The sequence below is a fragment of the Nitritalea sp. genome (genome assembly GCF_054166705.1).
Genome location: NZ_JBSZCV010000008.1, coordinates 157193 through 170734 on the forward strand (window position 1 = coordinate 157193; position 13542 = coordinate 170734).

Sequence of the window (13542 nt, forward strand, 5' to 3'; positions counted from 1 at the left end):
CAAAAAATTATTATTAATCGAATTTCCAAACTTCATGTATTATTTGTATGTTTATAGGGTATAATAAAAGAATAAACCCAAATATAATTTTATATGTCGATTTACGAGCTCAACGAAAATCAAGTCATGATTTCCCAAATGATCCGAGATTTCGGAGCTAAGGAAATCACTCCCTTTCGAAATAAATGGGACGATGAGCAGCACTTTCCTCTCGAATTATTTAAAAAACTAGGTGAACTCGGCCTAATGGGCGTTTTGGTGCCGGAAACATACGGAGGCGCTGGCTTCGGCTACTTCGAATATGTCACTGCCATCGAAGAGCTTACCAAATTAGACCCTTCGGTGGGACTCTCCATGGCCGCCCACAACTCGCTCTGCACCGGCCATATCCTGCAATTCGGAAATGAGGAACAAAAACAAAAATACTTACCGAAACTTGCCACGGGTGAATTTTTAGGCGCTTGGGGCCTCACGGAGCCTAACACAGGATCCGATGCTGGAAATATGCGCACAGTGGCCGTAGAAGATGGCGATTATTATGTATTGAACGGCGCGAAAAATTTCATCACGCACGGTATCTCTGGGGATGTGGCAGTGGTGATCGCCCGTACGGGCAAAGTGGGCGACTCCCACGGCATGACGGCATTCATCATCGAAAGAGGCACTCCCGGCTTCCGCGGCGGCCGCAAAGAAGACAAGTTGGGCATGCGCGCTTCCGAAACAGCAGAGCTGATCTTCGAAGACTGTCGCGTACACAAAAGCCAAATTCTAGGCGAAATCGGCGAAGGCTTCATCCAATCCATGAAAATTCTAGACGGGGGACGTATTTCCATCGCTGCACTGTCCCTCGGCATCGCTCAGGGTGCCCTCGAAGCTTCCGTGCAGTATGCGAAGGAAAGACAGCAGTTTAATCAGCCCATCAGTAAGTTCCAAGCCATCAGTTTTAAACTGGCCGATATGAGCACCCAGATCGACGCTGCCCGACTGCTCACCTTTAAAGCCGCAGACATGAAAAACAAAGGCCAAAAAGTGACCTTGGCAGGCGCTCAAGCGAAATACTACGCCTCAGAAGTATGTGTAAGCGTTTCGAATGAGGCCGTTCAGATTTTCGGCGGCTATGGCTTTACGAAAGACTATCCCGTAGAAAAATTCTACCGCGACTCTAAGCTTTGTACCATTGGAGAAGGCACCTCTGAAATCCAGAAATTAGTGATCTCCAGAGAAATGCTTCGCTAACTACCTAGCGCTTCTCCTTTGGCCTTCGGCCAAAAAAAACCAAAAGGAAGCCCATACGTAAGGGGCTTCCTTTTTTATTTGGTGGCTAAGAATTGAACCACTTTACTCTTTGGTAGCAGCACGTGTCTTAAAGGAGTACTGCCCCTAAAACCTCAAACCATGCCCACCTGTGCCAAAAGCTGATACAAGCCTGCCGCCAGGGCCGCCCCGAGTAGTGGGCCTAAGATGGGCACCCAACTGTAACCCCAGTCGCTGGACCCTTTGCCCCGCAGGGGCAGTAGCTGATGCATCAAGCGAGGACCGAAATCACGTGCCGGATTAATGGCATAGCCCGTAGTACCACCTAATGACAGGCCGATCACCCAGACCAAAAAGGCCACCGGAAGTGCACCTAAGGCCCCTAAGCCTATCGGCGTCTGCACCTCATCCTGTAAAGCCGGCTCCTGTGCGTAAAGAATCACCAGGATCAATACGTTCGTACCGATAAGCTCAGAGAAAAAATTACTTGGCAAATTCCTGATAGCAGGAGCAGTTCCAAAAGGGGCAAACTTGAGCCCCGGATCCTCTGTGGCATCGAAGTGATCCTTATACAGCAGCCACACGATCCCTGACCCGAACATCGCGCCTAACACCTGCGCTAACACATAGGCTGGTAGATCCGTCCAAGGGAAATCCCCCGTCAGTGCTAAAGCCAAGGTCACTGCAGGATTTAAGTGTGCCCCACTATAAGGACCAGCCACCACTACTCCCACAAATACCCCTAAGGCCCAAGCTGTGGTGATTACCATCCAGCCCCCGCCATGGCCCTTCGTGCCTGGCAGAACGACATTAGCAACCACGCCCGCACCCATGGCTATTAATAGCGAAGTACCCACAAATTCTGCTACAAATGCTTCCATCAGTTCGTCCAGTTTTTCGCCCTTTCTACCGCCTTATGCCAGTAACGTAAGTTTTCCGCCACCTGCTCACCGTCTGCTTGCGGCTGAAAATCACGATCCGATTCCCAAAGCTGGCGAATCTCGTCCTCGTGCTTCCAAAACCCTACCGCCAAGCCTGCCAAAAATGCAGCACCGATGGCAGTGGTTTCGGTTATCTTCGGCCTGCGGAGGGTACAGCCTAAGATGTCAGCCTGAAATTGCATCAAAAAGTTATTGGCAGTAGCTCCGCCATCTACGCGCAACTCCTTCGTTTCCTCCCCGCTGTCCTGCTCCATGGCCTTCAGCACATCGTGCACCTGATAGGCGATCGCCTCAAGGGTAGCGCGGGCCATGTGCGCCTGCGTAGTACCACGAGTAAGGCCGAAAAAAGCCCCCCTCGCCTCTTGATCCCAGTGAGGCGCCCCCAAACCCGAGAGCGCAGGCACGAAATAAACCCCTTCATTATCGGAGAGGCTGCTGGCTAAATCCTCCGTTTCGCTGGCATGTTCCACCAGCTGAATGCCATCGCGCAGCCACTGCACGGCTGCGCCGCCGATGAAGACCGAGCCTTCCAGGGCATAGCTCACCTGGCCCCCTACCTTCCAGGCGATCGTAGTCAGTAGCTTGTTCGAAGAGTGCACAGGACTCGCTCCTGTGTGCATCACCAAAAAACAGCCCGTGCCATAGGTGGTCTTGGCCATCCCAGAACGCGTGCAGAGCTGGCCGAAAAGTGCCGCCTGCTGATCCCCCGCTACCCCGGCAATAGGAATTTTAGTCGACAAAATATCTCCTGAGGTCTCCGCCACCACTTCGGAGCTTTGCTTCACTTCCGGAAGCATGCTGGCGGGTATATTAAAAAGTGCCAGAAGCTCCTCATCCCACGTTAACGTATGAATGTTAAAAAGCATGGTGCGACTGGCATTACTGACGTCGGTGACATGACTGCGCCCCCCTGTCAGTTTCCAGATCAGCCACGTATCCACAGTGCCAAATGCCAGCCTTCCCGCCTCTGCAGCCGCACGCGCTCCCTCTACTTCTTCAAGAATCCAGCGTATTTTAGTGGCCGAAAAATAGGCATCTAAAATTAGGCCCGTCTTCTCCCGTATCTTTTCCGCATGCCCAGCCTCCTTCAGCTGATCACAAAAAGCCGCCGTACGCCGATCCTGCCAGACGATCGCTCGATGCAGCGGCTTTCCCGTCTCTCGATCCCAGACAATCGTCGTCTCCCGCTGATTGGTGATACCGATTGCCGCGATCTCCGCAGCCTTTAAACCCTCCTGCGTCAGCGCCTCGATCATTACCGCCGACTGCGTAGCCCAGATTTCCTGTGGGTCATGCTCGACCCAGCCTGCACGAGGAAAATACTGTTTAAAATCCTTTTGGGCCACAGAAACGATATGGCCCTCCTTATCGAAAACGATGGCACGGGAACTGGTCGTCCCCTGGTCTAATGCTAAAATATATGCACCCATGGTGTTATTTTGGTGTTTAGTGTTCTCTTCTTCTTTCCCGGTCTATTCCGACTTCAGCAGGTATTTTTCTGCCAGCTTAGTGAAATCTGCCAGCTCCTTTTCTAGCCAGTCCGCCGGGTACTGGTGATGCTGAGCGATAAGCTCGGCCACTTGCGGCGCCACCTTCAGGGCCAGTGCCGCATCTTGTATCAGCAGGCGACTTCTCCTGGCCAGCACATCCTCCACGCGCATGGCCATCTCCTCCCGGAGCATATACACCACCTCCCCTACAGTAAGAGGGTGATCCGGGTGAAGGCGTGCGCCAAAGTTCGGTTTTTCAGCTTCCACCGCTTCTACCTTTCTCAGCGCCGATCCATAACCTTTACGCGGGCCCGCTACTGGTGAATCCGTATACCCGAAGAAGCGAATGTCCGCCGAAGCGCTAGGCCTAAGGGTGCTGGTACCCGTAACCTGCTTAAAGTAAGCTACCGTGTCCTCTCCCATCTTTCGGAAAGTCGTCCACTTGCCCCCCGTGATCGACACTAGCCCACTGGAAGACAGGATCACCTTATGGGAGCGCGAAATTTCCTTGGTCTTCGTGCTGCCCTCTTGTGGCGCTGCCAGCGGCCGTAATCCGGCAAAGACGGCACGCACATCCTCTCTTTTGGGTGCTGGATTGAGGTAGGCCCCAGCCGTTTCTAGAACGAAATCCACCTCCTTCTCCAGCGCTTCCGGCTCCAATTTAGCCTTTTCCCGTATAGTATCCGTGGTTCCTACCACGATTTTATCCATCCAAGGTACTGCGAAGAGCACGCGTCCATCGGAAGTCTTCGGAATCATAAGCGCATCTTGCCCGCTTAAAAAATGTTTATCCAGCACTAGGTGGATCCCTTGGCTGGGTTGGATGCGCTTGGGAGCCGCCGGCTCATCCATGCGCAAAATTTTATCAGCGAAAACACCTGTGGCATTGACGATCATTTTGCCCTTCAGGGCAAAGGTGCCGCCGCCAATCGCGTCCTTCACCTGCACCCCACAGAGCTTGCCGTTCGCATCCTTTTCTAAGGCTTTCACCTGCATGTAATTCAACATACATCCCCCCATCTCCTCACAGGTTTGGGCGATGGCCAGCGCCAAACGCGCATCATCAAACTGCCCATCATGGTAGACCACCCCCCCTTGAAGCCCAGCAGCCTTCACTTGCGGCAGGCGCCGTAGGGTCTCCGCTCGGGAAATAAAACGTGACTTCCCCAGCCGCAGCTTACCGGCCATCCAATCGTATAATTTTAGACCTACACTATACTGTAGTCGGTCAAACCAAGTATAAATCGGGATAATAAACGGTTGGTTATAGGTCAGATGCGGCGCGTTCTGGAGAAGGCGACCGCGCTCCCGCAATGCCTCCAGTACGAGGCCCACATCCCCTTGCGCGAGGTAGCGCACCCCCCCATGCACCAACTTGGTACTTCTGCTGGAAGTGCCCTTCGCAAAATCAGCTTTTTCAAGTAAAATGACGGAAAGGCCGCGTGAAAGCGCATCCAGTGCCACCCCTAAACCGGAAGCTCCACCACCGATCACGATGAGATCCCACAGCTGCTTTTCATCGGCCACACGCTTCAAGTTTCTTTTTCTTTCCATTTTGTTCGTTTGTTTACCCAAATATACTCAAAAAGAAAGAAAAAGAAAGCAAACGAAAGCAAACGAAAGTGTTTTTCTTTCTTTTGGTTTCTTTTTCCTATATTTACATAAGAAATCGAACAGAAAAGAAAGCAAACGAACATTTGTCTAAGGACTTAAAATAACTTCAGATGACACAAGCAGAACGGCACAAGTACATTTTAGATAAGCTCCACGACGAGGGTTTCGTCAGTGTTACCGACTTAAGTCAGGCCCTAAACGTTACAGTAGTCACGGTGAGGAGAGATTTAGGGATTTTAGAAGAGAAAGGCTTGCTCTACCGGAGTCACGGTTCCGCCACACTTACGGCACCTTATGTGGCAGATCGCTCCGTTTCCGAAAAAAAGCTTGTGGCTGTGGCCGAAAAAATGAAAATAGCTGAGCTGGCGGCCGGGCTGGTGGAGCCCAAGGACTCCCTTATCATCGGCTCCGGAACTACTGTGGTGAATTTTGCTCAGGCTCTCCCCCGAAACAGAAAGCTGACCGTCCTCACCGCGGCGATGAATGTAACAGCAGCATTAATGGACGCGATAGATATCGAAATCGTCCAAATAGGAGGAGTCGTAAGAAGAAGTTCCAGCTCTGTGGTGGGACATTTTGCAGAGGACATGATCCGGCAGTTTGCTTGCGCTAAATTATTTTTAAGCGCAGACGGACTCGGATTCGAGCATGGCTTGACCACCTCTCATATGATGGAGGCCAACTTAAACCGGATCATGATGCGCCATGCCCAAAAAACTTACTTGTTGATAGATTCGAGCAAGTTTGGAAAGAAGAGTTTCGGCAAAATCTGTGACCTGGAAGCGATCGACGTACTGATCACCGACCCCGGCATCCCGGATGTATACAAGGAAAAGCTGGAAGAGCTCGGGGTGGAAGTAAAAATCGCCTATTAAACCCTCCACAGGCAGCATGTTCTATGTTAGTTTTTCACGGGCGTGGAGCGGGTAATATTTCCTAGAAACGCTCACAAAAAGACGATAAGGTATCGACTGCTTATAAAACACTTAGGAGCAGCATACTTGGGGAGAGCCAAAAAAATCACGCACGGATCGGGAGAGCCCAAAAATCCGTGCGTGGTCTTTACTTTTTAATTGTTTTTCTCGTAGTCCCGGTACACTTTGCGCATCGCCGCACTTTTCCCATCCTCCTTTAGCTCGATTTCAAAGATAAAATCATACTCCAAGTCGGTAAGCTCCTGAAAGGGCTCTTGTCCTTCCGAGAGAAAGTAATTAACGAGATGGTGGATCGTATTACTATGCCCCACGACGATGGCATTTCCCTCCCGCTGACGCAAGTTCTCCACCAGAGCATCGTGATCCTGTGCATCGTAGAGCTCTAGTGCTATTCCCTGAGCGTCGGCTAAAGGCTTCAGCGTGGCCAGGCAGCGGAGATAATTAGTGCTAAAAGCATGCTGAATCCTCTTATCCGCCATGAGTTGGTTTAGCTTCTCGGCACGTGCACTGCCCGCTACACTTAGCATGGGATCATCACCGCTCAAGAGTTTTTCCGCGTGGCGCACCACATAAATGGTTTTAGGTGACGGCTTAGGTCCACAGGCCTGAAAACAAACCACAACCAAGAGCATCCAAGCGAAAGCTATTCCTATCCGATTTCTCATTCTATTTTAGCATTTATCCTGAAAATGTATTGTCGATATGTTGATCCTTCGCCTTGATGGGCTCAAAGGCATAAAACTGCTCCCAAAACTCTTCCTCCGGCAGGGCAGCGCGGAGGTACAGCTTTTCTTTTTTGATCGGGTGCATAAATACCAGCTGAAAGGCATGGAGATGGATACTGCCATCCGGGTTCGGACGTACAAAACCATATTTTACATCTCCACGAATCGGGCAAGACATGGAGGCCAGCTGTACCCGAATCTGATGGGGTCTCCCCGACACAGGGCGCACTTCCAGCAACCAGTGCTCGTTCAGCTGCCCGAGTCGCTTATAGGAGAGCTCCGCCTTTTGGCTTCCCGGAACTTCTCGCTCATGTGCGCTTACCACATTACGCTGCTCATCCTTCACTAGGTAATGCGTCAGCTTACCCTTTTCCTCCTTTGGTTTCCGCTTGACCACAGCCCAGTAGACCTTATGGATTTCACGCTTGCGGAAAAGCTCCATCATACGTTCCAGCCCCTTGGAGGTGCGTGCGAAAACCACGAGCCCGCTAACGGGACGATCTAGGCGGTGCACGGGGTGCAAAAACACGTCACCCGGCTTGTTGTATTTTACTTTTATGTAGTCCTTACAGTAGTCGATAAGTGTTTTGTCACCTGTACGATCCCCCTGAACGAGTACCCCAGCGGCTTTGTTGACGACCAGTAGATGGTTGTCCTCATACACGACATTAAATGGTTTCCTTTTCATAGCTATTGGCCCTGGAAGGGCATCTGATAAGCGCTTCTTTATTCAAACTCAGAGGTAAAATGGAACTGAATATCCGGATAGTTATCCTGCACCATCTGCAACCAGGCGCGTGATTCCGCCATAAAAACGGGTTTGCCTTCCTTATCATAGGCGATATGCCGATTTTTACTGCGGATAAACTCGTCTAATAGTTTTTTATCCTTAGCATGCACCCAGCATGCTTTATACAGGTTCATAGGAGCGAACTCCACAGAGGCATTGTATTCGTTTTTCAGTCGAAACTGGATCACCTCGAACTGCAGCTGTCCCACCGTTCCGATGACCTTGCGCGCACCGATGTCGTAGGTAAAATATTGGGCCACGCCCTCCTCCATCAGCTGGCGCAAGCCTTTTTCCAGCTGCTTGGTTTTCATCGCATCTTTATTGATTACCTCCTTAAAGATCTCGGGCGAGAAAGCGGGAATACCTTTAAAGACCATGTCTTCCCCCTCTGTGAGGGTATCTCCGATTTTTAGGTTACCTGTATCGTAGAGGCCGACGATATCCCCTGGAAAGGCTTCGTCCACCAGCTCGCGATCTTGTGCCATGAACTGTGTCACGTTACTGAAGCGCAGCGGCTTGGGGCCTTTTACATGCGTGTAAGGCCTGTTCCGCTGAAATTTACCCGAACAGATGCGCAAGAAAGCGATCCGGTTTCGGTGATTGGGGTCCATATTCGCATGGATTTTAAAGACAAAGCCTGAGAACTTCTCCTCCTCGGGCAGGACCTCGCGCGCTTCTGTCTGTCTGCTTTTCGGGGCAGGGGCGATGCGGATAAACGTGTCGAGGAGCTCATTCACCCCAAAATTATTCACTGCAGAGCCGAAAAATACCGGGGCGACCTTTCCTTCTAAATAGCCTTGCACATCGAAATCGGGATAGACCCCTTCGATCAGCTCTACATCCTCGCGTAGCTGTGCAGCAGGGCCAGAGCCGATAAGCCCTTCGAGGCGCGGATCTTCCACATCGGCGAAGGTCTGACGATCATCACTTAGCTTGCGCTGAGAAGGCGTGAAGAGATTCAGCTGTTTTTCATAGAGGTTATACACCCCCTTAAAGGACTTGCCCATCCCGATCGGCCAGGAAAGCGGGCGCACCTGAATGTTTAGCTTCTCCTCCACCTCATCTAAAAGCTCATAAGGATCACGTCCTTCACGGTCTAGCTTATTGATAAAGCAGATCACCGGCGTATTTCGCATCCGGCAGACCTCCATGAGCTTTTCTGTTTGGATCTCCACCCCTTTCACGCAGTCGATGACCATGATCACCGAATCCACCGCCGTTAAGGTACGGTAGGTGTCCTCTGCGAAATCCTGGTGACCCGGCGTATCGAGCAAATTTATTTTTATATCTTTATAATGAAACCCCATCACAGAGGTAGCCACAGAGATTCCACGCTGCTTTTCGATCTCCATCCAGTCGGATTTCGTGGCGACATCGATCTTATTCGACTTAACCGCCCCTGCTGTCTGAATAGCCCCTCCAAAAAGGAGCAGTTTTTCCGTTAGCGTGGTTTTTCCTGCATCCGGGTGGGCGATGATCGCAAAGGTGCGTCTCTTCTGTATTTCTTTCGAGAAACTCATGTGTAAGCGTTAACTGAAATCGATATAAAACGCAAAGTTACGCTTTCTCACGGAATTATACCCATCTGCAGCCTAATGCTGTACGAAGTCCTCGGCTTTAAATTGGAAGGAAGGATCTTTTACCCCATTCAGGACGATGCGAAAGGTGGTCCCCATCCCAGGCTCTGACTGCTTGACGAAAATTTTCCCCTCATGATACCCTTCGATGATGCGCTTGGCTAATGTCAACCCAAGTCCCCAGCCCCGCTTCCGTGTCGTAAAGCCCGCTTGAAAAATTTTACCCGCCGTGCGCTTGTCCATGCCCTTTCCTGTGTCGCGAATGTCTACCAAAACATAGCGCTCTGACTCTCGGATGATGTTAATGTCAATTTTACCCTGCCCGCGCATGGCGTCGACAGCATTTTTACAAATATTTTCGATCACCCACTCGAAGAGCGCACGACTCATCATGGCCTCGATGTTTTCCGCATAGCCATTTAAGGTGATCGACACCTTCGTAGAGATGCGCGGCCGGAGGTAATTGATCGTATCGTCGATGACTGCATAGACATTCTCCGGTTTGATGACCGGTTTACTCCCGATACTGCTGAAACGCTCGGTCACCATACGTAGCTTGACGATATCCTTATCCATCTCTAAAATCACCTCCTTATTTTCATCATAAACAGGAGAATGCCTGAGGTAATCTATCCAAGCCATTAAAGAGGCGATCGGCGTGCCCAGCTGATGCGCGGTCTCCTTCGTGAGTCCTGCCCATACCCGATTTTGCTCGGCCAGCTTGGTCTGGTTAAAGACCACATAGACGAGCAGCCCAAACACTAGAATGACAGAAAGCTGCACATAAGGATAATAGCGTAAACTGTAAAGCAATTCTGAATTTCGGTAATACACATGTGCATCCTCGATGTAAATCGGTTCGTATTCGGCCTCCATCCGCTTTAACTCTTCCGCTAACTTGGTATCGATTTCTTCATCGGTGGCATTCCGTTTGAACTTGATATTTTTAAAGTCCGTAGGTGTGCCCGATCTGTCGACGACGATGACCGGAATAGAGTAATTCTGCTGAATAATCTCTTGCGTAACGAAATTCAGATTTTCAGAATAGATGTAAGCATACTCGAGCGCATTCGCGAAAAGTTCGATCTGTCGCTTCTCTCGCTCTCGCAGTTCCTCCACGAGCATATGCGTATAGAACAGCGAAGAAATGCCGATCACGAAAGAACTAACGATGACCAGCACCTTTATCCGACTGCGATTTCCGTATAAATCTAAGGTATTGATGCCCTTAAGGGAGAACTTCATTTTATCTATGATAATTTTTAATCGATAGACGCCGCCTATGAGATATCGAAACTAAGCATCTCGTAAAGTGTGGCATTCCCACTAATTAATGGTAAATTTGATTTCCAAAGTAAATAATTTCAATCTACTAAACAAACGCAACTATGAGCACGAATCAGATTGGCCTCCCGGCCAAAGACAGCAAAGCCCTCGCCGAGCAGTTAAATAAGCTTTTAGCCACCTATGAAATTTACTATCAGAACCTACGCAATTTTCACTGGAATGTGGCAGGTCCCAACTTTTTCGAGCTGCACGCGAAATTCGAAGAACTTTACACGGCAGCCACACTTGCGATCGACGAGACTGCAGAGCGGATATTGACCCTAGACCATCGGCCCTACTCCACGTTCGCAGAATTTATCACCCATGCAGCCATACAGGAGGCGGGAGAGGTAAAGGATGCTAAAGAAATGGTACGCATCGTTCGCGATAACATTACCGCGCTCCTACAGGTCGAGCGAGAGGTCTTAGAAGCCGCCGGAGAGCAAGCCGATGAAGGGACTGCCTCGCTGATGAGCGACTACATCACGGCGAAGGAAAAGGTAGTTTGGATGCTTTCGGCCTATTTGCGTTAAACAGCACGCCCTACAAAAGATAAGCTGAACAGAAAGGCTATTTAAAAGGGGGAGTATACCCCCTATTTTTGCGACAGTAATCACAGTTATAAACCCTAATCACATACAACTATGGAACAGAGAGCAACATCCGGGGGCAAGTGTCCCGTCATGCATGGTGCCAATACGGTACAAGAAAAAAACGTCATGGAGTGGTGGCCAAACGCTTTAAATTTAGACATCCTACATCAGCATGACCAAAAAACGAAACCGTATGGTCCTGACTTTTCCTATAAGGAAGCTTTTTTAAGTCTGGATCTAGAGGCGGTAAAGAATGACTTAAAGGCCCTGATGACGGATAGCCAAGACTGGTGGCCCGCTGACTGGGGCACTTACGGGGGCTTGATGATCCGAATGGCTTGGCATGCGGCGGGCACTTACCGTGTAGCGGATGGACGCGGCGGAGCGAATACGGGCAACCAGCGTTTTGCGCCGTTAAACAGCTGGCCAGACAATACCAATCTCGATAAGGCGCGCAGACTTTTATGGCCGATAAAAAAGAAGTACGGGAACGCCCTGTCTTGGGCCGATTTGTTCGTTTTAGCAGGAAATATGGCTTACGAATCGATGGGCTTTAAGACCTTTGGTTTTGCAGGAGGTCGCGAAGACATCTGGCATCCGGAAAAAGACATCAACTGGGGTTCGGAGCGTGAGTGGCTTGGAAAGTCGCGCTATGCAGACGCCAGCGCAGAGTCTTTAGCGAACCCACTTGCGGCCGTGCAGATGGGCTTAATTTATGTGAACCCGGAAGGTGTGGATGGCAATCCAGACCCGCTGAAAACAGCACATGATGTCCGCACGACTTTCGCGCGGATGGCGATGAATGATGAGGAAACCGTGGCCCTAACCGCAGGTGGTCACACAGTAGGAAAAACGCATGGAAATGGCTTAGAAGCACATTTAGGTCCGAATCCCGAGGGGGCAGATGTGGCGGAGCAAGGGTTCGGCTGGAAAAACCCGAAGGGCAAAGGGCATGGAGCGGATACGGTAACCAGTGGGCTGGAAGGCGCCTGGACCACGACGCCTGATCGCTGGAACCATACCTATTTCCACCTGCTGCTTAATCATGAGTGGGAGCTGACGAAGAGCCCTGCCGGCGCTTGGCAGTGGGAGCCTATCGCCATGAAAGAGGAAGATAAACCCCTAGATGCCCATGTCCCAGGTATCCGTAGAAATCCGATCATGACCGATGCAGATATGGCAATGAAAATGGACCCTGCCTACAAGAAAATTTCGCAGCGTTTTTACGAAGACCCGGCCTATTTTGAAGATGTCTTTGCCCGCGCCTGGTTTAAGTTGACCCACCGCGACCTGGGACCGAAAAGCCGCTATCTCGGTGCGGATGTACCTCAAGAGGACTTCATCTGGCAAGACCCTGTTCCTAAGGTGAGTTACACGCTCAGCGAGGCAGAGATAGCCGAATTAAAGGCCGGTCTGTTACAACTGGACATCGCTCCGTCGGATCTCATCAGCACCGCCTGGGACAGCGCCCGAACTTTCCGTAGTTCTGATTTCCGCGGAGGGGCGAATGGAGCACGCATTCGTCTCGAGCCACAGCGTAGCTGGGAAGGAAATGAACCTGAGCGCTTAGCGCGCGTGCTGACGGCTCTGAGTGAGTTCCGTTCGGACCTAGAAAAAGACATCAGCCTGGCCGATTTAATCGTGCTGGCAGGAACTGCAGCCGTGGAGCAGGCGGCCAAACGGGCTGGAGTGGCGATTACCGTTCCCTTTTCCCCGGGTAGAGGCGATGCCGACGAGGAGCAGACGGATGCCGAATCCTTTAGCTATTTGGAGCCTGTGCATGATGGATTCCGCAACTGGCTGAAGCCGGGCGTAGAAGCGAAGCCTGAGGAGCTCCTTGTGGACCGCGCACAGTTAATGGGGTTGACAGCTGCTGAGATGACGGCCCTGGTTGGCGGCATGCGGGTGCTGGGCACGAATTATGGTGCTAACACTAGGGGCGTGTTTACGGATCGAGTGGGCGTTTTGAGCCCAGACTTCTTCGTGCACCTCACCGATATGGCCTACAGCTGGAAGCCTACGGGTAAGGATAGCTATGCACTTGTAGACCGCAAAACCGGGAGGGAGGCCTTCTCCGCCAGCCGCGTAGACTTGGTCTTCGGCTCTAATTCGATCTTGCGTGCGTATGCGGAATACTATGCCCAAGATGATATGGCTGAGCGCTTTGTGCAGGACTTTTGCCGTGCTTGGGTGAAAGTCATGGATGCCGATCGTTATGATATAAAGTAATCGGTTAGGAAGCCATTGCGCTGCGGCGCAAAAGGAATGAAGTCCTTCCCTCTGGAACCTAGTAGTGG

11 protein-coding genes are annotated in these 13542 nt (G+C 50.9%); 4 read left to right on the forward strand and 7 right to left on the reverse strand.

The window, feature by feature from the left end; all coding sequences use genetic code 11:
- Positions 1–93 precede the first annotated feature (93 nt).
- Positions 94–1236 (forward strand): acyl-CoA dehydrogenase family protein, encoded by a 1143-nt coding sequence (locus ACXIT9_RS04585; RefSeq protein ID WP_458055053.1) that lies wholly within the window; start codon positions 94–96, stop codon positions 1234–1236.
- A gap of 152 nt (positions 1237–1388) precedes the next feature.
- On the opposite strand, the gene ACXIT9_RS04590 is transcribed toward ACXIT9_RS04585, so the two are convergent.
- From ACXIT9_RS04590 to ACXIT9_RS04600, 3 genes are read right to left on the reverse strand one after another with little or no spacing between them, the layout of a single operon-like run.
- Positions 1389–2135 carry an MIP/aquaporin family protein gene (locus ACXIT9_RS04590; protein ID WP_458055054.1) on the reverse strand — a complete coding sequence of 249 codons (747 nt, stop codon included), beginning with the start codon at positions 2133–2135 and terminating at the stop codon, positions 1389–1391.
- Positions 2135–3625 carry a glycerol kinase GlpK gene (gene glpK / locus ACXIT9_RS04595; RefSeq protein ID WP_458055055.1) on the reverse strand — a complete coding sequence of 497 codons (1491 nt, stop codon included), beginning with the start codon at positions 3623–3625 and terminating at the stop codon, positions 2135–2137. Before glpK ends, ACXIT9_RS04590 begins: the two co-directional genes overlap by 1 nt.
- A 42-nt stretch (positions 3626–3667) precedes the next feature.
- Positions 3668–5239 (reverse strand): glycerol-3-phosphate dehydrogenase/oxidase, encoded by a 1572-nt coding sequence (locus tag ACXIT9_RS04600; protein WP_458055056.1) that lies wholly within the window; start codon positions 5237–5239, stop codon positions 3668–3670.
- Between the two features lie 170 nt (positions 5240–5409).
- Here ACXIT9_RS04600 and ACXIT9_RS04605 point away from each other — a divergent pair, with 170 nt between their 5' ends.
- Positions 5410–6174, forward strand: a complete 765-nt coding sequence (locus ACXIT9_RS04605) for a DeoR/GlpR family DNA-binding transcription regulator (protein WP_458055057.1) — start codon at positions 5410–5412, stop codon at positions 6172–6174.
- Positions 6175–6368: 194 nt separating this feature from the next.
- Here ACXIT9_RS04605 and ACXIT9_RS04610 read toward each other — a convergent pair whose 3' ends face one another.
- The 4 genes from ACXIT9_RS04610 to ACXIT9_RS04625 form a co-directional block, all read right to left on the reverse strand.
- Positions 6369–6899, reverse strand: coding sequence for a SixA phosphatase family protein (locus ACXIT9_RS04610; RefSeq protein ID WP_458055058.1), 531 nt, complete (start codon positions 6897–6899; stop codon positions 6369–6371).
- Positions 6900–6912: 13 nt separating this feature from the next.
- Positions 6913–7647 (reverse strand): RluA family pseudouridine synthase, encoded by a 735-nt coding sequence (locus ACXIT9_RS04615; RefSeq protein ID WP_458055059.1) that lies wholly within the window; start codon positions 7645–7647, stop codon positions 6913–6915.
- Between the two features lie 38 nt (positions 7648–7685).
- Positions 7686–9269: a peptide chain release factor 3 gene (locus ACXIT9_RS04620; protein ID WP_458055060.1), complete on the reverse strand. Its 1584-nt coding sequence runs from the start codon at positions 9267–9269 to the stop codon at positions 7686–7688.
- Positions 9270–9341: 72 nt separating this feature from the next.
- Positions 9342–10571, reverse strand: a complete 1230-nt coding sequence (locus tag ACXIT9_RS04625) for a sensor histidine kinase (RefSeq protein ID WP_458055061.1) — start codon at positions 10569–10571, stop codon at positions 9342–9344.
- 143 nt (positions 10572–10714) lie between these two features.
- Between ACXIT9_RS04625 and ACXIT9_RS04630 the strand changes: the two genes are divergently transcribed.
- Together ACXIT9_RS04630 and katG are read left to right on the forward strand one after the other, a co-directional pair.
- A complete protein-coding gene (locus tag ACXIT9_RS04630; RefSeq protein ID WP_458055062.1) occupies positions 10715–11185 on the forward strand; it encodes a Dps family protein in 471 nt (156 codons plus the stop codon).
- 111 nt (positions 11186–11296) lie between these two features.
- Positions 11297–13474, forward strand: a complete 2178-nt coding sequence (gene katG / locus ACXIT9_RS04635; RefSeq protein ID WP_458055063.1) for a catalase/peroxidase HPI — start codon at positions 11297–11299, stop codon at positions 13472–13474.
- The last annotated feature ends 68 nt before the right edge of the window (positions 13475–13542 follow it).